This is a genomic window from Exiguobacterium sp. s46, from assembly GCF_018618875.1.
Lineage (GTDB): Bacteria > Bacillota > Bacilli > Exiguobacteriales > Exiguobacteriaceae > Exiguobacterium_A > Exiguobacterium_A abrahamii.
In genome coordinates, this window is the sequence record NZ_JACSMY010000001.1 from 2,211,463 (window position 1) to 2,234,146 (window position 22,684).

Here is a 22,684-nt window from a genome sequence, read left to right on the forward strand (position 1 = left end):
TAGTTGCTCCTTAACCCTTTAAATATCTATTTAACTTTGTTCTAAAGCAAACTGAATCAATTGATACGATAGCCAGAACATTAAGCATCCGATTCCAAAATCTAATACTTTCCACGCTTTTGGTTGTTTAAATACAGGAATGAGCCATCTCGATCCATATCCTAATCCAAAAAACCAGACAAATGAGGCAATCAAAGCTCCGATTAAAAAATTGATTTTTTGATCAAATGTCAAAGTTCCAGCAATACCACCGATGACGACGACCGTATCTAGGTATACATGTGGATTTAAAAGTGTAATTGCTAATGTAAGTAAGATCGTTTTGTGAATGGGCATGATTTTAGAATCTGTTGAAACATCCATTGTATGTGATGAAGAAAATGCACTACGAAAAGATTTAAATCCATACAAGAGAAGGAATAGTCCTCCAACAATCGCAAGACCAACATTTGCAAACGTATTATTCTTGATGACGGTACCAACTCCCATTACGCCCGTACACATCAACAACACATCGCACAAGAAACATACTAGCGCCACCCAGAAAATATTGTTTTTCATTAAACCTTGTTTAAGGACGAACGCATTTTGAGCGCCGATTGCGACGATGAGTGTACCCGAGGTTACTATGCCTTTTAAAATTTCATTCATTTAATTAATGACCCCTATCTCTCTTTGATCTCTGAACGTAAGTCGACGATTAAATATTAAATCTCCTTTCATTCCAAGTTAATTCTATATATGTATACCGTTTAAACATTAAGTATAATATTACAAATAAAAGAATAATTATGCAACTTATTCCGAAATTTGAAGTATAAAAAAGTACCGAACCCTATTTACTAGGATTCAGTACTTTTAGATGAAATGTCTTACATCATTCCGCCCATTCCACCCATGCCGCCCATATCAGGCATTGCAGGAGCAGATCCGGCTGGTTCTGGTTTATCGGCGATGACGGCTTCTGTTGTTAAGAACATCGCTGAAACCGACGCTGCGTTTTGAAGTGCTGAACGCGTTACTTTCGCTGGATCGACGATTCCTGTCTCGATCATGTCGACATACTCATCTGTTGCCGCATTGTAGCCCATTCCTGGCGCTTCATGCTTGAGACGTTCGACGATGACTGAACCTTCTTGACCCGCGTTTTCCGCGATTTGACGAAGTGGTGCTTCGAGTGCGCGAAGAACGATGTTGACACCTGTTGCTTCGTCGCCTGTTGAGACCGACAAAATCGATTCGACGGCTTTCGTGACGTGAATGAGGGCTGTTCCCCCTCCTGCTACGATTCCTTCTTCGACCGCTGCGCGTGTCGCGTTGAGTGCATCTTCAATCCGGAGCTTGCGTTCTTTCAGTTCTGTCTCAGTTGCTGCCCCGACTTTGACGACTGCTACGCCACCTGCGAGTTTCGCCAGACGCTCTTGTAATTTTTCACGATCGAAGTCGCTTGTCGTTTCTTCGATTTGCGCACGGATCGTACCGACACGTGCTTCGATCGAATCCCCGTGTCCGTGGCCTTCGACGATTGTCGTGTTGTCTTTTGAGACGACGACTTTCGACGCGCGACCGAGTTGCGTGATTTGTGTTTCCTTCAGATCAAGACCGAGGTCTTCTGTGATCAATTCTGCACCTGTAACGATCGAGATATCCTCAAGCATCGCTTTCCGGCGGTCACCGAAGCCTGGTGCTTTGACCGCTACCGCGTTGAATGTACCACGGAGTTTGTTGACGACGAGTGTCGCAAGTGCTTCGCCTTCGACGTCTTCTGCGATGATGAGAAGTGGTTTGTTTTGTTGGACGACTTGCTCGAGGACTGGAAGAATCTCTTGGATGTTCGAGATCTTTTTGTCCGTGACGAGGATATACGGGTTCTCAAGAACCGCTTCCATCTTGTCTGAATCCGTGATCATGTATGGTGACGCGTAACCACGGTCGAACTGCATCCCTTCGACGACGTCGAGTTCTGTCGTGAAGCCACGTGATTCTTCGATCGTGATGACACCATCTTGACCAACACGTTCCATCGCTTCCGCGATCAATTGACCGACTTCTTCGTCTGCTGCTGAGATCGCTGCGACTTGGGCGATTGCTTCTTTACCTTCGATTGGTTTAGCGATCGTGTGCAATTCTTCGACGGCACGACGGACCGCTTTTTCGATTCCTTTACGGATGACCATCGGGTTTGCGCCCGCTGTGACGTTTTTGAGACCTTCGCGAATCATCGCTTGTGCGAGGACTGTCGCTGTTGTCGTACCATCCCCTGCGATCTCATTCGTTTTTGAGGCAACTTCTGCGACGAGTTTTGCACCCATGTTCTCGAAGTGATCTTCGAGTTCGATTTCTTTTGCGATCGTTACACCATCATTCGTGATGAGTGGTGAACCGAACTTCCGCTCGAGAACGACGTTGCGTCCTTTTGGTCCGATCGTGACTTTGACTGCATCCGCTAATGCATCGACCCCGCGGAGCATTGCTCGACGTGCTTCTTCACTGAATAAAATGTCTTTTGCCATGACTGAAATCCCCCTTATAAATGATTGAACAGATTACTCGGCTACTGCCAAAATATCGCTTTCGCGTAAAATTAAGTATTCATTGCCGTCGACTTTGACTTCCGAACCGGCATATTGTGCATAGATGACGTGATCTCCGACACTCACTTCAAGTGGTACACGTACGCCTTGCTCTGTCACACGGCCTGTACCGACAGCGACGACTTTACCCTCTTGTGGTTTTTCTTTCGCTGACCCAGGAAGAACGATTCCTCCGAGTGTTGTTTCTTCTTTTTTAACGACTTCGATCACGATGCGATCACCAAGTGGTTTTAACATGCGAAACATCCTCCTTGAAAATGACTGTTTTTTAGCACTCACTTTAGTTGAGTGCTAACATATTTTTATCTTATACGCTTTCTCTTCTGAATTCAAGCCTGAACCTTTATCCGTTTTCCCGAAATCGACACCTTTGAATCATCGTCAATCGTGCGCCAAGACCGTTTGTTTGTTACAATCGGGACAGTACCTTCATTACAAAGGAGTTGTGTCCTGTACGATGAAAAATCCAATCAGTCTGCCTTTTCTGATGGCGGAGAAGTGGCAAAAGCGTCACGTCATCCCAATCATCATCTATCTGATCGTCCAATTGGTTCCGGGTTCGTTCCAATATTTCTTTCCGAAAAACGTCATTGCTGACGTCGCCGGTTGGTGGCTTGCGATCGGCTTCACGGTCGCCGTCATCGTCTCCTACTACTGCTTGCGCCCCGATTGGCAGAAGTGGAAGGCAGAGGGACGTCAAACCGATCCGATGGATACGTTGAAATGGATCGGAATCGGGATCGTGCTCCTGTATGCGCTCTTGATCAGCGTCAACTTGATCGATGCCTGGATGGCAGGCGGGATCGAGAATGTCGCGAAATCGCAAAATACGGATCAGATCATCCAAGCGATCCAAGTCATCCCACTCCTGCAAGTCATGGTCGTCCTGCTTGGACCGATCATGGAAGAGTTCTTGTTCCGGCATATCATGTTCGGGAATCTCTCCTCGAAGCTCGGTTTCTTCTTCAGCTTCATCTTGACGGGTGCCTTGTTCGGACTGATTCACCAGGACAACAAATTTTTAATCTATGTCGCGATGAGTTTCGTCTTCTCGCTCGTCTTCGTCAAGACGCGCCGGATCATTGCTCCGATCGCCATCCATGTCTTTAACAACGGAATCGTCGTACTCGCCATCTACGCGATGTCTTAATTTACGAAAGGTCGTGTTTTCATGCGTCAAAGCTCGAACTTCATGGCAGTGTTCTATGCCATCTTCGGTATTCTCTTCATGTTCCTTGCTTACAACAACTCGGTCGAAGCAGGAACGGTCTTCAACTTCTGGACGATCCTGTTGACGTTGTTCGCTGCGATCGACTTCTACCGTCTCTACTTGATCTTCCGCTTCCGCGCAGCAGCAAAGAAGATGATCAAGAAGGAACAGGACAAAAAGAACGATAAGCAATAAAAAAAACGAGATTTCCGTCATACGGGAATCTCGTTTTTTGGTTTATTCTTTCGCTTGACCCTTGCGGTAGGAATCGATGATCGTCTTCGCCACATCGAGACTCAACCGTTCATCTAAGACTAAGTTCTTGATCATGTTGACGAATTCGACATCTTCCTGCTGCACCGAATCAATCCGCTCGATCAACTGGTTCAACTTCGCCCGGACGGTCGGGTAGGATACTTGATAAGCCGTTGCCATATCCTTCAATGAACCGGAGCTCAAGACGAACTTCCGGATGAACTCGAGATGTTCCTGTTCGAGTGCCAGTACCCAAGCGGGCACGTCTTGTCGTTCCATCGTGTTCCCTCACTTCTCTTACAAATCTTGAATCTCCATTCGTTCTTTTTCACGCTTCAGTTGCTTACGGCGCGTATCGACACCCATCTCAGCCATTGAGATCATCAAACATATACCGGCAAACGTTCCCATCCGAATCACCGATTTTCGATCCGCTGAGTGTGGTCCTGTTCCGAAATACCAGTAAATTCCGAGCCCAATGATGATGGCTGGAATGATGAGACTCCAGACTCTCCCGCGCCTTGCTAAGTAAAATTGTACGATACAGACTGTGACAATACCAATGACGATTCCTACCGTTTCCATCCTATCGCCTCTTCCTTATGATTATATCAACAATATTAACTTTATAATCAATAATATTCAATAAAATTTTAATTATAATCAAAAATAAGGGATTTTCTTTAATAACAATCGACTTTAATCTATTTTCAAGGACGAAAAAAAGAAGGACTGACGATTCAGTCCTTCCTTATATTTACGACAATCACGCACTGCGGACGTCGTCTTTTTTACCTTCTGTCGACATGAACGTCTCGAGTTGGTCTTCGTCAAGGACACCTTCCCACTTCGCGATGACGAGTGAAGCGAGCGTGTTTCCTGTGACGTTGACGACCGAGCGCATCATATCCATGATTCGGTCAATCCCCGCGATGAAGGCAAGTCCTTCTGCCGGGATACCAACCGTACCGAGTGTTGCGAGTAAAACGACGAATGAGACGCCAGGAACGGCAGCCATCCCTTTTGATGTCAGCATTAAGACGAAGACAAGCGTCAGCTGTGTTCCGATCGAGAGATCAATCCCGTACATCTGTGCGATGAACAAGGCTGCGAGCGCTTGATAAAGCGCAGATCCATCAAGGTTAAACGAATAACCCGTCGGTACGACGAAGCTAACGATTGATTTCGGAACACCCATCTTCTCGAGTTTTTCCATGATCCGTGGCAGTACCGTCTCAGACGACGCCGTCGAATACGTCAGCAATAACTCGTCCTTGAAGATGCGCGTGAAATCAGAAACGCGAATCCCGACCCATTTCATGATGGCACCGAAGACGATGACCATGAAAAGAAGCGCTGTGACGTATAATGTCGCAATCAGTTTAAACAATGAACCGAGCGATTCAATCCCGAACGTCGAGACCGTGACACCGATTAAAGCGAAGACACCAATCGGCGCGAATTTCATGACGATATTGACGAGATTGAACATCGCTGCTGCGACGCCTTCAAAGAAACGAACGACCGGTTGGCCCTTCTCTCCTGCAAAACCGACACCGAGTCCGAATAAGACCGAGAAGAAAATGATTGCAAGCATGTCACCGCGGACCATCGCGTCCAAGATATTCGTCGGGACGATGTTGACGATCTTGTCGACGAGTCCTGCGTCTTGTGTCGTCTCTTCCGTTTCGACATATGTCGAAATGTCCGTTTTATCGAGTGTCGACATGTTAATACCAGCACCCGGTTCAATGAGATTGGCTGCGAACAGCCCCGTGAAGATGGCGATCATCGTCACGATCGTGAAGTAACCGAGCGTTTTGACACCAAGACGTCCGAGACTTTTCGGACTACCGACTGATGAGACACCGAGGACGATCGTCGTGAAGACGATCGGAACGACGATCATTTTCATCATCCGGATAAAGATGTCACCGATTGGCTTAAGCCACTCCGCGACATGGGGATTCCCATAAAATACACCACCGACTGTGATCCCGAGAATCAAGCCGATTAAAATTTGCCAGGCAAGGCCAATTGGCTTACGTTTCGTAGTTGTCATACCCTTCCTCCTTATACATCCGTCTTACTTGTATCCTACATGTAGTGGAACATAAGTAGAATTTTGTCCTAAATACAGTACGTTGTCAAATCGTTCTGTTATAGTACAAAAATGAAATTCATACAAAAAAACGTCCAAAATCCGCTTGTTTCCAAGCATTTTGGACGTTTAAACATTATTCAAGATTGTTGATTAACGCGTTCCTCAATCAACGCCCGATTGCGTTTTTTGAAAACTTCGTTGTGTGACGAGACCATCGCCACTTTTGGCGCTTCCGGCTCGATGAAGCGTTTCGCCCGGTTGACGGCGTTCGCCGCATCTTGGAAGGCACCTGAGATCAAGTGGACCTTCCCGTCGTGCGAAAGAATATCTCCGGCAGCATATAGACCCGGTACACTCGACTCGCTCGCCGCGTTCCCTGCGATATAGAAGTCATCGACCCGTGCGATATCGAGATCACACGCGTCAAGCAGTGCTGCATCCTGTTCATACCCATGATTGATGATGACTTCATCAATTGGAATCTCGACGATTTCGTCTGTTTGACAGTCGATCAATTCGACTGATGCGATCCGTTGATGATCAGGACTTGCGATCAGCTTGTGAATCGTCGTGTTGAGGAGACAGACAGCCGAACTTTTGACGAGCTGGTCGACTTGCGCCTCGTGCCCCGAGAAACAATCCCGGCGATACGTGACGTAGACTTTTTTTGCGACCGGTTCGAGCTCGTTCGCCCAGTCGATCGCAGAGTTCCCACCACCTGAGACGATGACGGTCTTTCCTTTAAAGCGTTCAATCGATTTGACCGTATAGTTCAAGTTCGACACTTCAAAGCGTTCCGCACCTTCGACTTTTAATTTTTGTGGATTGAGGATGCCGCCGCCTACCGCGACGATGACCGTCTTCGAATAATGGATCCGACCCGATTCTGCTTCTAAGACGAAGTTGCCGAAGACGTCTTTTGCGATCGAGATGATCTTTTCATTCAATTGAACAGTCGGTTGGAACGTCAGTCCTTGTTCGACGAGTTGAGCCATGAGTTTTTCACCAGTGATCGGTGGCTGTCCGCCGACGTCCCAGATCATCTTTTCCGGATAAACGTGCAATTTTCCTCCGAGTTCTGCTTGATACTCGATCAATTTCGTCTTCATGCCCCGAAGACCACTATAGAACGTCGAATATAACCCTGCAGGTCCTCCGCCGATGATCGTTACGTCGAACAACTCCTGTTCCCTCATCTCACTCACTCCTCGTCTTTGATTACGATTGATTATCATTCTCACTCCCTCATGATAACGTGAACATCTCTTGAACACAAGAAAAAATGTTGACAGCGTTTTTATAGGACTGGTATGGTTAATGAGACGATAGTGATAATCATTATCATTGAAAACGGAGAGAACAACGAAGGAGTCGTCGCGTATGGTACGTCTAGCAACAGAAGAAATCAATATCGGCTACGGTGATCGTCCCATCGTCAAAGACTTGTCCGTCCAAATTCCCGATCGACAAATCACGACAATCATTGGGGCGAACGGATGTGGCAAATCGACTTTATTGAAAGCGATGACACGAATCATTCCTCATCAATCAGGACGTGCATTGCTCGATGGTCTCGATATCGCCAAGGAAAGCACGAAGCTACTTGCCCGGAAAATGGCTATTCTGCCACAAACTCCAGAGAGCGCAAGTGGTCTGACGGTCGCAGAGCTCGTCTCATACGGTCGTTTCCCGTACCAAAAAGGATTCGGACGCTTGACGAAACACGATTACGAGATCATCGATTGGGCACTCGAAGCAACGGATACGATGGCATTCAAACATCGTCCCGTCGATGCGCTGTCGGGTGGTCAACGTCAACGGGTCTGGATTGCGATGGCACTCGCCCAAGAGACGGACATCATCTTCCTCGATGAACCGACGACTTATCTTGATCTCGCCCACCAACTCGAGGTGCTCGAACTGCTTGAGCATCTCAACCGGACCGAAGGACGGACGATCGTCATGGTCCTGCATGATTTGAATCAAGCGGCACGGTTCGCCGACTATATCATCGCCATGAAAAACGGCGAAGTCGTCAAAGCCGGGACGTGTGAGGAAGTCATCGCAAAAGACGTCTTACAAGAAGTATTCCATATCGATGCTGAAATCGGACGCGATCCGCGGACGAACAAGCCGATGTGTATCACCTACAACTTAATCAAGGGAGATTGAATCATGAAGAAACTACTTTTACCGGTTCTACTCATTCTCACGCTCGTCATCGCAGCGTGTGGCAATACGGAGAAAAAAGACGACGCAGCGTCTGGGTCGAAAAACGAGACGATTACGTACAAATCGGAGAACGGTGACATTAAAGTTCCGGCTAATCCAAAACGTGTCGTTGTCCTCGCTGGTTTTGCCGGCAATGTCATGGCACTCGACGTACCTGTCGTTGGTGTCGATTCGTGGTCAAAAGCGAATCCGAAGTTCGACAAACTCAAAGATGTCACGGAAGTATCGGAAGAGAACGTTGAAAAAATCATCGAACTCGAACCCGATTTGATCATCGGCTACTCAACAACGAAAAACCTCGATAAAATTAAAAAGATTGCTCCGACAGTTACGTACACATACGGAAAAGTCGACTACTTGACGCAACACATCGAAATCGGTAAATTGCTCAACAAAGAGCAAGAAGCACGCGACTGGGTCAAAGACTTCAAAACACGCGCTGCTGCTGCAGGTAAAGACATCAAAGCAAAAATCGGTGAAGATGCTACTGTGTCTGTCATCGAAAGCTTCGATAAACAACTCTACGTCTTCGGCGATAACTGGGGTCGTGGAACAGAGATTCTCTATCAGGAAATGAAATTGAAAATGCCGGATAAAGTCACGAAGATGGCATTAAAAGATGGATACTACGCGTTGTCACCAGAAGTCCTTCCTGAATACGCAGGCGACTACCTCGTCTTCAGTAAGAGTGCGGAAGCGGACAACTCATTCACGAAAACGGATACGTTCAAGAACATTCCAGCCGTCAAAAACGATCGTGTCTTCGAAGTCGATTCGAAGGAGTTCTACTTCAACGATCCGCTCACACTCGAACGTCAACTCGAGTTCTTCAAGAAAAGTTTCCTTGGCGCATAATGAATAAGGGAGGGAACCTGCGGGATCCCTCCCTTTTTTTGTGGCTCACTCACTAAATCAGAAATGGAGGCGACATTCATGTCAGCTGGTCGAATTCCGTTCGGCATTAAAATCACACTCGGTCTCGTCCTCTTTTTCGGGATGTTCTGGATCGCGATGACGTTCGGTGCCGCCGATACGACAACGCGCGAAGTCTGGAACGCTTTGACGTTCGGACCGTTGAATGAAAAAGCAAAAATCGTCCAGGAAATCCGCTTGCCACGGGAACTGGCAGCAATCCTTGTTGGAGCGGCACTCGGTGTCTCAGGTGCCATCATGCAAGCGATGACACGCAATCCCCTCGCCGATCCTGGTCTACTCGGTCTGACAGCGGGTGCAAATGCGGCACTCGCGCTCGTCATCGTCCTGTTCCCGAAAATTGACTACTTCGGCATCATGATCGCGTGTTTCGTCGGAGCAGCACTCGGGGCAGCACTTGTCTTTGGAATCGGCGCTTCGAAAAAAGGCGGCTTTTCCCCGCTCCGGATCGTCCTTGCCGGTTCCGCGATCTCAGCGTTTCTGTATGCGATTGCGGAAGGCATCGGGATTTACTTCAAGATTGCTCAAGATGTTTCACAATGGACGTCCGGGGGACTCGTCGGGTCGACATGGGGACAACTGCAAGTCATCGCGCCAGTCATCGCCATTGGAATCGTGATTGCGTTCATTTTCTCACGACAATTGACGATTCTCAGTCTATCGGAAGAAGTCGCACTCGGTCTCGGACAGAACATCCAGCGGATCAAAGCGGTCCTCTACGTCGTCGTCATCCTGCTTGCTGGCGCTGCCGTAGCCCTCGTCGGTAATATGGCATTCATCGGGCTGATGATTCCGCATATCGTCCGTGCGATCGTCGGGACGGACTATCGATTCATCCTGCCGATGACTGCGATCTTTGGTGCGACGTTCATGTTGCTTGCCGATACGATCGGACGGACACTGTACGCGCCCTATGAAACGCCAGTCATCGCAATCGTCTCGATGCTCGGGCTACCATTCTTCCTCTTAATCGTTCGGAAAGGAGGGCGTGCTTTCTCATGATGGAATCTCGTTTACGCCGTCGCCAGCAACTGACGTTTTGGACGTTACTGGCACTATTGATCGCAACACTCGTCGTCAGCATCGGTCTTGGACCTGCTTCTCTCTCGTACGATCGTTTACTGCCGACGTTACTTGGAAACGGATCGTTCAAAGAGGAGTTCGTCCTCTATTCGCTCCGCTTACCCCGACTGCTCATCACCGTCATGGCAGGAATGGCGCTCGCCTTATCGGGTGCAATCCTTCAAGGGATCACCCGCAATGAACTCGCTGATCCTGGTATCATCGGCATCAATACGGGAGCTGGCGTCGCCGTCGCCTTTTTCTTCCTGTACTTCCCGACCGATGTCGGGTCGTTCATCTATCTGTTACCGATTGCTGCCTTCTTCGGTGCACTCGTCACCGCGACAGCGATCTACCTGTTCTCGTACGACCGCGTCCAAGGACTCCAGCCGATCCGCTTGATTTTGACCGGTGTCGGCTTCTCGATGGCACTGTCTGGAATCATGGTCATCCTGATTTCATCGACGCGTCGTGAAAAGGTCGACTTCATCGCCAAATGGCTCGCCGGTAACATTTGGGGAACAGACTGGATCTTCGTCTACTCGCTGTTACCGTGGTTACTCGTCTTGATTCCGCTCACGTTCTATAAAGCGAATAAGCTCAATCTGCTTGCCTTGAATGAACCGGTCGCGATCGGTGTCGGTGTCGCGATTGAAAAAGAACGGATCCAACTCTTGTTGACAGCCGTCGCGCTTGCCGCTGCTGCCGTCTCTGTCACCGGTGGGATTTCCTTCATCGGTCTGATGGCGCCGCATATCGCCCGCGCGCTCGTTGGACCACGGCATCAATTCTTCCTGCCAATTGCCCTCTTGCTCGGCGGCTGGTTGCTTGCGTTCGCTGATACGATCGGGCGCAACATCGCGGGACCAGACGGTGTACCGGCTGGGATCGTCGTCGCCTTGATTGGAGCACCATACTTCATCTATCTCCTGTTGAAGAAATAATCAAAAATCCGCATCAATCAGCGTCTTTTGCTGAATGGATGCGGATTTTTTGCTTTACCGTTTCCACCACGCACGTTCGATTTCTCCCATCGAGACGTACGCGGGATCGATTTGTTTGGCTAACCGGTTTAGTCGAGTGACACCTAGACTGACTCCACCAACCCAAAAGAGGAAGATGACAAATAAATAACCAGAGGCACTTGGAGTCGACTGCATAACAAAGTAAATCAGCCCCGCTACGACATAACCAATGATTGTCAGACGAGCGACCTTTTGAACCGTTTGTTGATAGATAGTCGGTGTTAAATACGACTTCATGAGCCGTAGCCGAACAATTTCTCGAGCGACTGCCGTCGCGCAAAAACAAGAGAGCATGATTGGGAGAAAGACAGATGCAATTGACGTCATAAACCAAGCAAATACTGCACAAATTAATCCAGGAATCAAAAAGAAATAGGCGACGACACGCACCGGACGTTTCATTACATTCAGACGTGCTTGTCGCTCGAATAGGTGTTCCATTTCGATGTTCCTTTCTGTCTGACGAAGCGGGCTACTTCTCCGTCACTGATATAATCGGGATCACGCGCTCCGTCGCGTCGGATGATCCATTCGCTGATGAAATAGAGCGGTGTTAAAATCGTAAAAATTGCCACAAGCATCTGCCAGAACGGTCCCTCGATCGTCTGGGTGATGACGATCGTTAAGATCGCATACAGCAGGACGTGACTACCAATGCGTAGTAAAAATTGGCGACGGACCTGCGCTTTTGAGATATATCCGTCTAAAATTTTTCGTTTTTTTAGTTGGTAGCGAAAATCAGAGCCGAGAAAAAGGGCTGGAATCGTCAAAATCAACAAGGGGATATCGGTCCACTCGATCAGGATACCAACTGTTATGAATAAGAGCACGTTCCAGTACCAGCGTGTGCCGAGCCACTCGACATCCCGGTACGCGAGCGCAAGTTTTTGTAGACGTTCTTCACGAGCCGTTTGCATAGTACCTTCTCCTTTAGCGCGCTTTGTGAATTTCTTTTTCCGTGATATACGTTGGATCAATCTTTCGTGAGATGAACTCTAACGTTTTTCGACAGATCCAGTAGAACGGAATGACGATGATGATCAGACCGAGCAAAAAAGACGTGTTCGGTCGATCGGCTGCCCAGACAATTAGACCGGCAAGCGCTCCGTATTGTAAGATACCGATCAACACATGCACGTGATAAAGCCGTCTTGCAGAAGTCTCTGATGTATATTCCGCAACAAGCGCGAACCGCTTGCGTTGTACGAACATATCGTAGCCAAAATACAATAACGGGACGATCATCGCGTAGATCGGTTTCTCGAGTGTGTTACTGAGCGCTAAGAATGCCGCAAGCATGACCCACATGCCGGTCTGTGTCTTTTGGTGCATCTCTTTGTATAGCGCCGCTAAGGCATCCGTTTGTGTATGTACGTGTTCCATGATCATCCACCTCTCTATACTGTTATATACTTACATTTTACTGGATCGGTTTCATCTGTAGTACGAATTTCAAAAAAAAAGATGTCCTACCGCTTAGGGTAAGACATCTTCCATGAAGACTACGCACTGACCTGGATGATCAGATAGATGACGCTATAGGCAACGATCGCGAGCGGTATCATCGCGACACCGATCAGCCAGCCGTTTTTGTCGCGGATACCGAGATATAAGACGAGACACCCTACAATGAAGGCGATTAAGGTCGTGAACGGATTCATGGTTGTTCCCCCTCTGACTTGTTTCTGTTCTTAAAATTCCCCCTCTTCTCGTCTCATAAACCCTTCAAGGCGCTTCGGCACGCAAGAAAAGCCAGACGGATTTCCGCCTGGCTTCATCTTTTGTTTCTTATTTTTTCGTGATGACGACTGTTTTCGTAACAACGTGTCCACCGAGGTCCTTCAGTTTCAAGTTGTACGTGTTTTTCCCCTTCTTGAGCGTCACTTTTTTCGTGATTGTCTTTTTGAAGGCTTTCATCTCGTACGGCTCTTTGAACGTCCGGCGGTATTCCGCGCTACCGTTGAAGTCAAAGCGTAATTCGCTGTAGTTATCGCGAAGAACGATCTTCATCTCAGCTGTTTTTGTTTTGCTTGAAACGGTTTTTGGTGCTGTGACGCGAATCGTCGGTAATTCTGTGTCGATGATGACTTGACGACTGAACGCCACACGGTTTCCTTTACCATCGTACGCTTCGACCTTGAATGACTTGACGCCATCCGTCGTATACGTCACGTCGTGGCTGAACGCATAGTTTTGTTGGGCCGCATCGAAGCGAAGTTTGACAGATTTACCATTGATTTTGAACGATTTGATGCCTGATTCATCAGAGACGTGACCTGCGATGTTGATGACTTTTGATGTCGCAAGACCAAGTGCGACTGGTGTATCGATTTGAACGTTCGGTACCGCTTTATCGACACCTGTCGTGTTGACGTCTTTTTTCACACTGTTTCCTGCATAATCCTTCACGACGAAGGCAATCTTCGCGCGCTCTGGAAGATCCGTCAACGTGTACGCTTTTTCTGTTGCAGCAAGCGGTTGTTTCAAGACACTCTTACCATTGACGAGAATATCGTATGACGCGACACCTGTTCCTTGGTCACCTGCTGTCCACGAGAGCGTTGATTTCGACGCATCCCACTTCACAGTTGCAGCTGGTTTTTTCGTATCGATATAGACTGGGAAGAGATTCGACTGCCATTTTGCATTTGGATAATCGATCACGGATTTGACTTTGTAGTAGTAAAGACCATCCTTGACCGGTTTCCCGTTGATCGTTCCGTCCCAAGCAGCGCTTGTGACTGGTGTGTATCCGTCCTCTGAACCGCTATCGTAGTAGTTCTTGACGACGTCCGTTTGCGTATCGAGCTTCTGAAGCGTTGCTTTATTCCGGTCAAGAATCGAGTACTCGACTTTTTTCGCATTACGGAGGAACGAGATGATCGGGAAGGCTTCATCTGCGCTACCATCGTTGTTTGGTGAGAACGAAACTTTGTTCGCGACGACATCTCCAGCAGCGTTTGCGCCAAGGAATTCGAAGTTATCCTTCACTTCTGTCGCTAGACCTGTCAAACCATAGAACGTGTTGTCTTCATCGTACAATGGTGCGTCTAGAATCGGAGCTTGATCCCATTTTCCTTTAAAGCCAACGTAAGGAACCGTCAATTCTGGATTCTTACTCTTCGTATCGATCAGACGGACGAATCCTTCGACGAAGTAGCCGTTCTCAAAGACTTGTTCGAGCGGAAGTTCGTTTGCCCAGTCCGTTGTATCCTTCAGATCGACCGATACACTGACTTTCGTTGAGCTCTTCGGATTAATCGAGACCGAACTTGCTTTCTTCGAGCCAACTGCGAATGAGATCGGATATGTGCCTTTGTTTGCATCCACTGTACCGATCGTTCCCTTTTTAAAGATGCCGTTTGCTTCGAGGAAGTTCGATCCTTCTGCACCGAGATCCGATTGAACCGTTCCGGCTAACTTATATGTCACTTTTTCACTGCTGTAGTTTTTCAAATCAAGCGTGAACGTGAACTTCTCGCCGACTTCCTTCAAGGATGCCTTACCTTCACCCGACTTCGTCTCTGTGACGACGACTGGTGTCTTCATGGCAGCACGAAGATCCATCAATCCAGCTCCCTCACGACGTGGGGAGTAGAAGTTGCCTGTTTTTAGCTGCGCATTGTATTTTCCTTGATCGAGTTGCGGACGCGACGTGTTCATCAAGATGTTCTTCGCGAGCTTAACGCGTGTCGCACCATCGACTTTAAAGTCCTTCGCGATCCGTTGCATGACGAGTGCCGTTCCACCAGCAACGTGTGGTGCCGCCATCGATGTTCCACTCATGACACCATACTCATTATCGTTGAGCGTTGAGTAGATTTTTCCACCTGGTGCCGTGATTTCTGGCTTGAAGTCAAGGCTTGGTGTGACACCCCAAGACGTGAAGTCAGACATTTGTCCTGCGACCGGGTTATCGGCTGAGACTGCTTTTCCGTCGAACGTGACAGCGATTGCCTTGCCCTCTTTTGCTTTTGCTTCAAGATCGTTTCCGTCTGCGATGCTAAGCGTGACGAGTGGAATCGTCGGATTGTTGAGCGCCATGCTGACGTAATCCCCATGATCGACTCGACCGCGGACGATGACACCTGCTGCCCCTTGCTTCTCAGCTTCTGCTTGGATCATACCGTAGTTGAAACCACCGTTACGCACGACGAAGACGACTTTCCCTTTGACGTCTTTGCCTTCGTAGTTCGAAGCTTGACCGTCACCGACATAGACGACATCTTTCTTCTCTTTATCGAAGACAGCAATCGGATTCGGTGAATCTTGTTTTTGGTATGCCAAATAACCAGCATCCTGACCGTCAATCGTCAGCGCCATGCCTTCGAGTGTCAATTTCGTATTTTCGAGTGATGCGACTTGGAGTGCTTGGCTCGTTAAACCTGGGGCACCGACGACACCGATATCCGGGTTCGCTGTGTACGGGTTACCTGCACCATGACCTGCGAATGCCGAGTTACCAGCAGAAATCGCACACAAGATACCGTTGTTCATCGCGTTGACGATTGCACGTTGTTCTGGATCATCTGCATTGACGAACGATGCCGTCGATCCGAGACTCATGTTGATGACATCGGCTCCGAGTGCAATCGCATCATCGATCGCTTTAATGTAGATATCGCTGAATGTCGATGGCATTCCTGGATCGTTTCCGAAGACTTTCATCGCGAGGAGTTGTGTTTCCGGAGCGACCCCTTTGATGCCGCCGTTTGCTTCATCGCCGTTTGCTCCGATCGTACCCGCGACGTGCATCCCGTGCATCGATGCGCCCGCACCTAAATCACGGATTTCGCTATCGTGATCGGCATAGTTATAGCCGTACGGTACTTTTTCCGTGAAGTATTTTCCTTTTAAACCTTTTGTTTCTTTCGCACTATCGACTTTCGAAGAAGTCAAATCGATCTTCGTCTCAGGGCTCAAGACCATGTCCTTATGCGATGGATCGATTCCCGTATCGATGACGGCAACGATTGTTCCTTCCCCTTTAAAACCATAGTCCTGCCATGTTTCCTTCGCATTGACCATGTCCTTGCTGTACAGCATGTCTGGCTTTGCACCTTTAGCAACTTCCGGACGCGCGTATTCATGGGCGATATGTACGCTCTTGACTCCGTTGAGTTTTTTAATGTCTTCGATGTCGCCGAACTTAACTTCACCACTGAATCCGTTGATGACGGTCGTGAAGCTCTCCTTATATGTAACGGGAATTGATTTTTTAGCGATGGCTGACTTGACCGATTTTTGGACGCTGACGAGGCGATCTTTGATCGACTCTTTTTCGGCATTGCTCAATGTGCTATACCGCTTGTTTTGAGCCTGGGCGATTTGAATCGCCGGCTTCTCTTCCATCTCGATGACGACACGGACTTTATCCGATTGTTTGTAGTTCTTCTCTTGCCCCGATTTCTTCAGCGAGAGCGCTTGCGGTTTTTGACCCGTTGCTTTGTCTTGCGACGACAGTGCACCTTGCGCACTGACTAGATTGGAAGACGTCATTAAGACGGCTGCCATAAGTGCAATCTTCTTCTTCATGCGTTCGTTTTCCCCTTTTCTGTAAAACCATAGTAGTACTACTGATAAAACAGTTAAACGAAAATTCTGTATATTTAGTTTAATGAATTTAATGGAAATAAACAATTTATATTTGTCTATTTTTTTAATTTATTTGTTTTACATGACATTTTATATTTGTAAGGAATTTAACTGGGAGTAAAATAAAAACTCCTCGACGCTTCGAGGAGTTAGATATTTGGTATTGGTGGAGACTATCGGGATCGAACCGACGACCTTTTGGCTGCCAGCCAAACGCTCTCCCAGCTGAGCTAAGCCCCCATGAATTATCTTTAGTATACGCATCACTAACTGCTTTATCAATATAAAAAGAACGCTTTCATAAAAAAGAATCCCTTCCAAAATCGTCGGAAGGAATTCACGATTCATTTATTCAATTCACGCATCAAGTCCGCCTGTCGTTCAAGCTCTGCCTGTTGCTCGAGGATCAAGACCTTTTTGTACGTCCGCGCAGAAATCAAGATGCTGATCTCATAGAGAACGAACAATGGCACCGAGATCATCAAGTGTGACGTCACATCCGGCGGTGCGATCAATGCCGCAACGACGAACAGCACAAAGTACGCATATTTCCGATTCTTTCGCATGAAATATGGCGTCACGAGACCAAGACGCGTCAGGAACATCGTCACGACCGGCAATTGGAACAGAAGACCGAACGGCATCGTCAATCGGATTAAGAAACTGAAGTAGTTCTCGACTCCAATGACTTGTTCGATTCCGAGCTCTTTCCCGAGATCTGTTGAGACTTCAAGCAAGAAGGGAAGCAACCAGAAATACGAGAAGGCTACGCCAGCCAAAAATAGAAAGAAGATGACCGGAATATACGTCAATGTCGCTTTTTGCTCCTTGTCATAAAGTCCTGGTCGGACGAATGCCCAGAGTTGATACATCCAGAACGGTGACGCTAAAATCAGCGCAATGATGAACGCAAGATTCAAATACAACATTAAAGGATCGGCGACGTTGAAGGCATTCAAACCGATGCCGAGCTCTTTTAAGTCCGCTTGCAAGAAGCGAACGAGCGGTCGGACGAGCGGAAATGCGACAGCGAACAGGACGACGACGATGATAAGCGACCAGACGATCCGCTTGCGCAGTTCGTCAAGGTGCGACGTCATGCTTTGCTCTTGATCAACCGTCATGATTCAATCACTTCTCTTTCGGTTCGTCCTTTTTATCGTCGTCCATGATGCCGTTCGTGGCATTCTTGAACTCTTTCAATGTCTGACCCGCAGCGCGTCCGAATTCTGGTAACTTCTTCGGTCCGAAGATGATCAACGCGACGACCGCGATTAATCCGATGCTCGCTGGTCCGATACCTAGTGTGAGCGGGATAAGGTTTTCCATTATGATTTCACTCCTTCAGCTGATTGCGAATAATGCTTCATGAAATAAACTAACGACTGCAACTCGATCGATAAATCGATGTGATGGACCCGGACGCTCGCTGGCACGTTCAACCGCGCTGGCGTAAAGTTCAGGATGCCTGTCACACCATACTCGACTAACTCATCCGCTACTGACTGTGCGAACTGCGATGGAACCGTCAAGATGGCAACATCGACCTGATTCGCTTCGATTTGTTCTTTCATGTCCGAAACATGATAGATTGGAACGTCATGCGTCGTTGTTCCGACCTTCTCTTCGTCCGCATCAAACGCAACGACTATCCGAGTACTATTATTCTTTAAAAAGTTATAATTTGCAAACGCTGTTCCGAGATGACCGACCCCGATTAAGGCAACATTCGTCACCTCATCTTGATTCAAGGTTTTGCGGAAAAACGTTAAGAGATGTTGAACGTTATACCCATACCCCTTCTTCCCTAATGCCCCAAAGTAGGAAAAATCGCGACGAATCGTTGCTGAATCAACCTTCACCGCCTCGCTTAACTCAGCAGAAGAGACGCGGAGCTTGCCTGAATTGTATAAACTTTGGATGAAGCGATAATATAGCGGCAACCGTTTTGCTGTCGCTTGTGGAATTTTTGTGTCTGGTCCATTCATCCTGCAGTTCCCCCTTCGGCCACATCCATCGTGGCACCCAAATCTTTGCAAAAAGCTTTCTACTCTCCTTGATTGTAAACCACTTCACATAGAGTCACAAATAATATATTCCGCAGGACCTTGCGCTTTTGTTCGTGATAGACTAAAGGGTGGAAGGATGGATGGAAATGATACTCTTACAAGTCAATCAACTCTCGAAATCATTCGGCGTCGAGCCGATTTTAGAAAATATCAAACTGGAAGTACAAGAGCGAGATCGGATTGCGCTCGTCGGACGAAACGGTGCCGGTAAATCGACCTTGCTCAAAATCATCGCTGGTGAACTCAGTCATGACTCGGGCGACATCATGAAAGGCAAGGATGTCAAAATCGGTTATCTCGCGCAAGACAGTGGTCTCGAATCGAATGAGACGATCTGGAACGAGATGCTGACCGTCTTCGAACATCTCCAGGAACAAGAACGAACACTGCGCCGGATGGAAATCGAAATGGGCATGGAGCATATCTTGAACGACCCGGTCGCTTACGATCGTCTCTTGAAGACGTACGATCAAGCGCAACACGACTTCTCAGAAGCCGGTGGTTATCAGTTCGAAGCGAATATCCGCTCCGTTTTGCACGGCATGCGCTTTTATCCGGATGATTACTCGCGCCGGATTCAGACATTATCCGGTGGTCAACGGACACGGCTTGCCTTAGCAAAGATGCTCCTGCAAGCACCAGAGCTCCTCATTCTCGATGAGCCGACCAACCACCTCGATATCGATACGCTTGCTTGGCTTGAAAGCTACCTCGGTGGTTATCGTGGTGCCGTCCTGATCGTCTCGCACGACCGGTACTTCCTCGACCAAGTCGTCAATGTCGTCTACGAACTGTCGCGCAATGTCTGTCGTAAGTTCACGGGGAACTATACGAAGTACTTGGAGCAAAAAGCGGCCTTATACGATCAGGAAATGAAGCAGTTTGAACAGCAGCAAGAAGAGATCGCGAAGATGCAGGACTTCATTCAACGGAACATCGCCCGGGCGACGACGACAAAACGTGCCCAAAGTGTCCGGAAGCGGCTCGAGAAGGTCGACCGGCTCGACCGACCAGATGGGGATGAGCGTAGCACGGTCCTGTCCTTCCCGATTGAAAAACAGAGCGGGAACGACGTTCTTCAAGTCAATCAACTGGCGATCGGTTACGAAGAAGCTGTCTCAAAAGACATCACGTTCCGCTTGCAACGCGGTGAATCGCTGGCACTCGTCGGACCGAATGGAATCGGAAAGTCGACGCTCCTGAAAGTCCTCGTCGGCCGCTTACGCCCCCTCTTCGGTGATTTCCGTTTCGGAACCGGCGTCTCGATCGGATATTACGATCAAGAGCAGGCGGAACTCAATGATCGGAACCGTGTCATCGATGAGATTTGGAACGAATGGCCACTGATGCGTGAACAAGAAGTCCGGTCCGTACTCGGGCAATTCCTATTTAGCGGTGACGATGTCTTCAAGATTGTTCATGAGTTATCCGGTGGCGAACGCGGACGTCTCGCGCTCGCGAAACTGAAACTCCGGAAGACGAACGTCCTCGTCCTCGATGAGCCGACGAACCACTTGGATCTGGATTCGAAGATGGTCCTTGAAAACGCGCTCGTCGACTACGAAGGTACGCTGCTATTCGTCTCCCACGACCGTTACTTCATTGACCGGATCGCGACCCGCGTCATCGAGATGAGTGAAGCCGGCGTGACGGAATACCTCGGTGATTATTCGTACTACACGGAGAAGAAGGCGGAGCAAGAAGAGATTGCGCGTCTTGAAGCCGAGGAAGCAAAAGCCGCAAAGGTCACGGCGTCGAAGACGATCGACAAGGAAGCACAGAAAGAAGAACGCAAGCGCCGTCAGCAGATCGAGCAACTCGAACAAGACATCGAGCGGCTCGAACAGCGTTCGGCAGAAATTGAACAATTGCTCTGTGAACCGGAAGTCTTCAACGATATTCCGAAAGCGACAGCTCTTTCAGCAGAACGTGACCAAATTGATGTCGATCTACTCGAATTGATGGAACGATGGGAGAACCAACACTGATGCGGACGAAAAGCTTTTTCATTAACTTGATTCAAGGACTGCTATCCGGCATCCTTTATTTCGTACCGATGTATGCAGACTACGTGTCCACCTTCATCCGGCCGGATGCTTTTAATGCCGCGCTTCCTTTGTTCCTCCTGATTTCTTGTATGATCGGTCTCGTCATCCAGACATGGAGCGGTCTTTTCGTCAGTTTACTCTCGGGATTATGCTGTACGCTCCTGACGACACAGCTATTCGTCGAACTCAATGACCCGTTGATCCTATCGTATTACGGTAGTGTCTCACCGCTCACCGCTTTCTTGATAAGCTGTGTCGGCATTTGGGCACTCGCAATCGTCTTTTATTTGCTCGATGGCTATCAGTACAGTAAACGTCATGGTCTTGAAGCCTCTTCAAACGAAATCGATCCGCAACCTTGAAGTCCGATCGATGAATCAGATGAACGACATGAGAAAAAGGAGTGGAGATTCCGGTAGCTAGACCGGTCTCTCCACTCCTTTTCGTTTGAATCAAAACGAATCGTACGATGAATCAAGCATTCACGCTTCTATCATTTTGTCGGTCGGGCAATCGTAAACGTCTTCCCGATCGTCGCATAATCATTCCCTGCTAAACGAGCGACAGCCTTCAAGCCTGCTGCGTCAATCCGGAACGAATCGACGAGTTCATCCGCGACGTGATAACGCAGTACTTCCCCAATCAGAAGATCGGCACCTTCTAGCTCGACGTATTGCGTCAAGCGCATCTCGAAGCGGATTTTCGCTTCGGCGATTCCGGGTACTTCGATCGCGTCACTATCGACGAGCGTCAAATCCGTCCGCTCAAGCTCACTTTCACCGTAAGCAAGTGGCGCTGCTGTCTCATTGACTGCGTCGACGATCTCTTCGCTGACGATATGGATGACATAACTTTGTTTCGCCAAGATGTTACGTGCCGTATCCTTCTGACCCTGATCCGTCCGTTGTACGGCAATCACCAGTTGTGGTGGACTGCTTGAAGCGACCGTAAAGAAGGAAAACGGTGCGGCGTTGACCGTCCCGTCTTCTCCTTGCGTTGTCACGAAAGCAATCGGACGCGGAATGATGCTTCCGATCAGTAATTTATAATTGTCTTTTGCGCTAAGCGTTGATGCCTCGAACTTCATGAATGACCCACCTTTTTCTTCACCCGATGAGTGCAGCGAGTGAATAGTCTCCAGCACCGATCATAGCTACACCAAGCGCGATGACGATCAATGCCATGTTGTATTCGTACCCGTTCTGCGTCACCCAGTAACCATTCGCACCGTGTACTTTAACGATCGCGACAAGCATCGATCCAATGATGAGGAGTGCTGCGATCCAGAGGAATACGCCTCCTGCAAACAACAAGCCGCCGATCAATTCAGCAAGACCTGCTGTAATCGCGAGTGTCTTCCCTGGCTTCATGCCGATTGATTCGAACCAACCGCCTGTTCCAGCGATTCCGTGTCCGCCGAACCAACCAAATAATTTTTGTGTCCCGTGTGCAGCGAACGTTAAGCCGATGATTAAACGAATAATTAAAAGTCCTGTATCCATCATTGCTCTCTTCTCCTTTTACCTAATGTATTTTAGTTACTTTAAGTAACTCAAT

The 22,684-nt window shown here is 48.3% G+C and carries 25 protein-coding genes and 1 tRNA gene; 8 read left to right on the forward strand and 18 right to left on the reverse strand.

Annotated elements, in window-relative coordinates:
• Window positions 1–30 precede the first annotated feature (30 nt).
• The 3 genes from KNQ08_RS11385 to groES all read right to left on the reverse strand — a co-directional run bounded on the left by KNQ08_RS11385 (window position 31) and on the right by groES (window position 2,831).
• Window positions 31–651, reverse strand: coding sequence for a LysE/ArgO family amino acid transporter (locus KNQ08_RS11385; RefSeq protein WP_149427959.1), 621 nt, complete (start codon window positions 649–651; stop codon window positions 31–33).
• Between the two features lie 221 nt (window positions 652–872).
• Complete coding sequence (groL, locus tag KNQ08_RS11390) at window positions 873–2,513, reverse strand: chaperonin GroEL (RefSeq protein ID WP_023469586.1); 1,641 nt, start codon at window positions 2,511–2,513, stop codon at window positions 873–875.
• Window positions 2,514–2,546: 33 nt separating this feature from the next.
• Complete coding sequence (gene groES / locus KNQ08_RS11395) at window positions 2,547–2,831, reverse strand: co-chaperone GroES (RefSeq protein WP_023469587.1); 285 nt, start codon at window positions 2,829–2,831, stop codon at window positions 2,547–2,549.
• A 220-nt stretch (window positions 2,832–3,051) separates the two neighbouring features.
• Between groES and KNQ08_RS11400 the strand changes: the two genes are divergently transcribed.
• Both KNQ08_RS11400 and KNQ08_RS11405 read left to right on the forward strand, forming a co-directional pair.
• On the forward strand, window positions 3,052–3,744 hold the full coding sequence (locus tag KNQ08_RS11400; protein WP_214771798.1) for a CPBP family intramembrane glutamic endopeptidase: 693 nt from the start codon (window positions 3,052–3,054) through the stop codon (window positions 3,742–3,744).
• A gap of 42 nt (window positions 3,745–3,786) precedes the next feature.
• The gene (locus KNQ08_RS11405; protein WP_230088481.1) at window positions 3,787–3,999 is read left to right on the forward strand and encodes a DUF4305 domain-containing protein; all 213 of its coding nucleotides are present in this window, start codon (window positions 3,787–3,789) and stop codon (window positions 3,997–3,999) included.
• A 42-nt stretch (window positions 4,000–4,041) separates the two neighbouring features.
• Here KNQ08_RS11405 and KNQ08_RS11410 read toward each other — a convergent pair whose 3' ends face one another.
• The 4 genes from KNQ08_RS11410 to KNQ08_RS11425 form a co-directional block, all read right to left on the reverse strand.
• A complete protein-coding gene (locus KNQ08_RS11410; RefSeq protein WP_023469590.1) occupies window positions 4,042–4,338 on the reverse strand; it encodes a DUF2089 family protein in 297 nt (98 codons plus the stop codon).
• A gap of 18 nt (window positions 4,339–4,356) precedes the next feature.
• Window positions 4,357–4,644 carry a hypothetical protein gene (locus tag KNQ08_RS11415; RefSeq protein WP_214724223.1) on the reverse strand — a complete coding sequence of 96 codons (288 nt, stop codon included), beginning with the start codon at window positions 4,642–4,644 and terminating at the stop codon, window positions 4,357–4,359.
• A gap of 181 nt (window positions 4,645–4,825) precedes the next feature.
• Window positions 4,826–6,121: a cation:dicarboxylate symporter family transporter gene (locus KNQ08_RS11420; protein WP_214724225.1), complete on the reverse strand. Its 1,296-nt coding sequence runs from the start codon at window positions 6,119–6,121 to the stop codon at window positions 4,826–4,828.
• Between the two features lie 179 nt (window positions 6,122–6,300).
• Window positions 6,301–7,359: an NAD(P)/FAD-dependent oxidoreductase gene (locus tag KNQ08_RS11425; protein WP_029342814.1), complete on the reverse strand. Its 1,059-nt coding sequence runs from the start codon at window positions 7,357–7,359 to the stop codon at window positions 6,301–6,303.
• A gap of 184 nt (window positions 7,360–7,543) precedes the next feature.
• Here KNQ08_RS11425 and KNQ08_RS11430 point away from each other — a divergent pair, with 184 nt between their 5' ends.
• The 4 genes from KNQ08_RS11430 (at window position 7,544) to KNQ08_RS11445 (ending at window position 11,334) form a co-directional block, all read left to right on the forward strand.
• Window positions 7,544–8,335 (forward strand): ABC transporter ATP-binding protein, encoded by a 792-nt coding sequence (locus KNQ08_RS11430; RefSeq protein WP_023469594.1) that lies wholly within the window; start codon window positions 7,544–7,546, stop codon window positions 8,333–8,335.
• A 3-nt stretch (window positions 8,336–8,338) separates the two neighbouring features.
• Complete coding sequence (locus KNQ08_RS11435) at window positions 8,339–9,250, forward strand: iron-hydroxamate ABC transporter substrate-binding protein (RefSeq protein WP_055969400.1); 912 nt, start codon at window positions 8,339–8,341, stop codon at window positions 9,248–9,250.
• 78 nt (window positions 9,251–9,328) lie between these two features.
• Window positions 9,329–10,330 (forward strand): FecCD family ABC transporter permease, encoded by a 1,002-nt coding sequence (locus tag KNQ08_RS11440; RefSeq protein ID WP_055969403.1) that lies wholly within the window; start codon window positions 9,329–9,331, stop codon window positions 10,328–10,330.
• The gene (locus KNQ08_RS11445) at window positions 10,327–11,334 is read left to right on the forward strand and encodes a FecCD family ABC transporter permease (RefSeq protein ID WP_149427961.1); all 1,008 of its coding nucleotides are present in this window, start codon (window positions 10,327–10,329) and stop codon (window positions 11,332–11,334) included. The genes KNQ08_RS11440 and KNQ08_RS11445 overlap by 4 nt, the downstream gene beginning before the upstream one ends.
• Window positions 11,335–11,388: 54 nt before the next feature.
• On the opposite strand, the gene KNQ08_RS11450 is transcribed toward KNQ08_RS11445, so the two are convergent.
• The 9 genes from KNQ08_RS11450 to KNQ08_RS11490 all read right to left on the reverse strand — a co-directional run bounded on the left by KNQ08_RS11450 (window position 11,389) and on the right by KNQ08_RS11490 (window position 18,998).
• The gene (locus KNQ08_RS11450; protein WP_214805647.1) at window positions 11,389–11,856 is read right to left on the reverse strand and encodes a hypothetical protein; all 468 of its coding nucleotides are present in this window, start codon (window positions 11,854–11,856) and stop codon (window positions 11,389–11,391) included.
• Complete coding sequence (locus tag KNQ08_RS11455; RefSeq protein ID WP_214724232.1) at window positions 11,823–12,332, reverse strand: hypothetical protein; 510 nt, start codon at window positions 12,330–12,332, stop codon at window positions 11,823–11,825. The genes KNQ08_RS11450 and KNQ08_RS11455 overlap by 34 nt, the downstream gene beginning before the upstream one ends.
• Before the next feature lie 13 nt (window positions 12,333–12,345).
• Window positions 12,346–12,798, reverse strand: a complete 453-nt coding sequence (locus KNQ08_RS11460) for a hypothetical protein (protein ID WP_149427964.1) — start codon at window positions 12,796–12,798, stop codon at window positions 12,346–12,348.
• A gap of 119 nt (window positions 12,799–12,917) precedes the next feature.
• Window positions 12,918–13,076 (reverse strand): hypothetical protein, encoded by a 159-nt coding sequence (locus KNQ08_RS11465; protein WP_014971497.1) that lies wholly within the window; start codon window positions 13,074–13,076, stop codon window positions 12,918–12,920.
• 127 nt (window positions 13,077–13,203) lie between these two features.
• Window positions 13,204–16,950, reverse strand: coding sequence for a S8 family serine peptidase (locus tag KNQ08_RS11470; RefSeq protein ID WP_214805650.1), 3,747 nt, complete (start codon window positions 16,948–16,950; stop codon window positions 13,204–13,206).
• Between the two features lie 224 nt (window positions 16,951–17,174).
• Window positions 17,175–17,250 (reverse strand) — tRNA-Ala (locus tag KNQ08_RS11475).
• Window positions 17,251–17,354: 104 nt separating this feature from the next.
• Window positions 17,355–18,134, reverse strand: coding sequence for a twin-arginine translocase subunit TatC (gene tatC / locus KNQ08_RS11480; RefSeq protein WP_149427966.1), 780 nt, complete (start codon window positions 18,132–18,134; stop codon window positions 17,355–17,357).
• Between the two features lie 7 nt (window positions 18,135–18,141).
• On the reverse strand, window positions 18,142–18,339 hold the full coding sequence (locus KNQ08_RS11485; protein WP_029342825.1) for a twin-arginine translocase TatA/TatE family subunit: 198 nt from the start codon (window positions 18,337–18,339) through the stop codon (window positions 18,142–18,144).
• Entirely contained in the window at window positions 18,339–18,998 is a 660-nt protein-coding gene (locus KNQ08_RS11490) for a redox-sensing transcriptional repressor Rex (protein WP_023469604.1), read from the reverse strand. The genes KNQ08_RS11485 and KNQ08_RS11490 overlap by 1 nt, the downstream gene beginning before the upstream one ends.
• A 167-nt stretch (window positions 18,999–19,165) precedes the next feature.
• On the opposite strand from KNQ08_RS11490, the gene KNQ08_RS11495 reads away from it, so the two are divergent.
• Both KNQ08_RS11495 and KNQ08_RS11500 read left to right on the forward strand, forming a co-directional pair.
• Window positions 19,166–21,067, forward strand: coding sequence for an ATP-binding cassette domain-containing protein (locus KNQ08_RS11495; RefSeq protein ID WP_029342826.1), 1,902 nt, complete (start codon window positions 19,166–19,168; stop codon window positions 21,065–21,067).
• Window positions 21,067–21,489, forward strand: a complete 423-nt coding sequence (locus KNQ08_RS11500) for a hypothetical protein (protein WP_064299193.1) — start codon at window positions 21,067–21,069, stop codon at window positions 21,487–21,489. The genes KNQ08_RS11495 and KNQ08_RS11500 overlap by 1 nt, the downstream gene beginning before the upstream one ends.
• 131 nt (window positions 21,490–21,620) lie before the next feature.
• On the opposite strand, the gene KNQ08_RS11505 is transcribed toward KNQ08_RS11500, so the two are convergent.
• Complete coding sequence (locus KNQ08_RS11505; RefSeq protein WP_149427967.1) at window positions 21,621–22,214, reverse strand: flavin reductase family protein; 594 nt, start codon at window positions 22,212–22,214, stop codon at window positions 21,621–21,623.
• Between the two features lie 19 nt (window positions 22,215–22,233).
• Window positions 22,234–22,632, reverse strand: coding sequence for a DoxX family protein (locus tag KNQ08_RS11510; RefSeq protein ID WP_149427968.1), 399 nt, complete (start codon window positions 22,630–22,632; stop codon window positions 22,234–22,236).
• Window positions 22,633–22,684: the final 52 nt, after the last annotated feature.

Excerpts from the sequence above, each read along its gene's own strand:
- KNQ08_RS11385 (WP_149427959.1), bottom strand. The coding sequence starts at position 651 with ATGAATGAAATTTTAAAAGGCATAGTAACCTCGGGTACACTCATCGTC.
- groL (WP_023469586.1), bottom strand. The coding sequence starts at position 2,513 with ATGGCAAAAGACATTTTATTCAGTGAAGAAGCACGTCGAGCAATGCTC.
- groES (WP_023469587.1), bottom strand. The coding sequence starts at position 2,831 with ATGTTAAAACCACTTGGTGATCGCATCGTGATCGAAGTCGTTAAAAAA.
- KNQ08_RS11400 (WP_214771798.1), top strand. The coding sequence starts at position 3,052 with ATGAAAAATCCAATCAGTCTGCCTTTTCTGATGGCGGAGAAGTGGCAA.
- KNQ08_RS11405 (WP_230088481.1), top strand. The coding sequence starts at position 3,787 with ATGGCAGTGTTCTATGCCATCTTCGGTATTCTCTTCATGTTCCTTGCT.
- KNQ08_RS11410 (WP_023469590.1), bottom strand. The coding sequence starts at position 4,338 with ATGGAACGACAAGACGTGCCCGCTTGGGTACTGGCACTCGAACAGGAA.
- KNQ08_RS11415 (WP_214724223.1), bottom strand. The coding sequence starts at position 4,644 with ATGGAAACGGTAGGAATCGTCATTGGTATTGTCACAGTCTGTATCGTA.
- KNQ08_RS11420 (WP_214724225.1), bottom strand. The coding sequence starts at position 6,121 with ATGACAACTACGAAACGTAAGCCAATTGGCCTTGCCTGGCAAATTTTA.
- KNQ08_RS11425 (WP_029342814.1), bottom strand. The coding sequence starts at position 7,359 with ATGAGGGAACAGGAGTTGTTCGACGTAACGATCATCGGCGGAGGACCT.
- KNQ08_RS11430 (WP_023469594.1), top strand. The coding sequence starts at position 7,544 with ATGGTACGTCTAGCAACAGAAGAAATCAATATCGGCTACGGTGATCGT.
- KNQ08_RS11435 (WP_055969400.1), top strand. The coding sequence starts at position 8,339 with ATGAAGAAACTACTTTTACCGGTTCTACTCATTCTCACGCTCGTCATC.
- KNQ08_RS11440 (WP_055969403.1), top strand. The coding sequence starts at position 9,329 with ATGTCAGCTGGTCGAATTCCGTTCGGCATTAAAATCACACTCGGTCTC.
- KNQ08_RS11445 (WP_149427961.1), top strand. The coding sequence starts at position 10,327 with ATGATGGAATCTCGTTTACGCCGTCGCCAGCAACTGACGTTTTGGACG.
- KNQ08_RS11450 (WP_214805647.1), bottom strand. The coding sequence starts at position 11,856 with ATGGAACACCTATTCGAGCGACAAGCACGTCTGAATGTAATGAAACGT.
- KNQ08_RS11455 (WP_214724232.1), bottom strand. The coding sequence starts at position 12,332 with ATGCAAACGGCTCGTGAAGAACGTCTACAAAAACTTGCGCTCGCGTAC.
- KNQ08_RS11460 (WP_149427964.1), bottom strand. The coding sequence starts at position 12,798 with ATGGAACACGTACATACACAAACGGATGCCTTAGCGGCGCTATACAAA.
- KNQ08_RS11465 (WP_014971497.1), bottom strand. The coding sequence starts at position 13,076 with ATGAATCCGTTCACGACCTTAATCGCCTTCATTGTAGGGTGTCTCGTC.
- KNQ08_RS11470 (WP_214805650.1), bottom strand. The coding sequence starts at position 16,950 with ATGAAGAAGAAGATTGCACTTATGGCAGCCGTCTTAATGACGTCTTCC.
- tatC (WP_149427966.1), bottom strand. The coding sequence starts at position 18,134 with ATGACGGTTGATCAAGAGCAAAGCATGACGTCGCACCTTGACGAACTG.
- KNQ08_RS11485 (WP_029342825.1), bottom strand. The coding sequence starts at position 18,339 with ATGGAAAACCTTATCCCGCTCACACTAGGTATCGGACCAGCGAGCATC.
- KNQ08_RS11490 (WP_023469604.1), bottom strand. The coding sequence starts at position 18,998 with ATGAATGGACCAGACACAAAAATTCCACAAGCGACAGCAAAACGGTTG.
- KNQ08_RS11495 (WP_029342826.1), top strand. The coding sequence starts at position 19,166 with ATGATACTCTTACAAGTCAATCAACTCTCGAAATCATTCGGCGTCGAG.
- KNQ08_RS11500 (WP_064299193.1), top strand. The coding sequence starts at position 21,067 with ATGCGGACGAAAAGCTTTTTCATTAACTTGATTCAAGGACTGCTATCC.
- KNQ08_RS11505 (WP_149427967.1), bottom strand. The coding sequence starts at position 22,214 with ATGAAGTTCGAGGCATCAACGCTTAGCGCAAAAGACAATTATAAATTA.
- KNQ08_RS11510 (WP_149427968.1), bottom strand. The coding sequence starts at position 22,632 with ATGATGGATACAGGACTTTTAATTATTCGTTTAATCATCGGCTTAACG.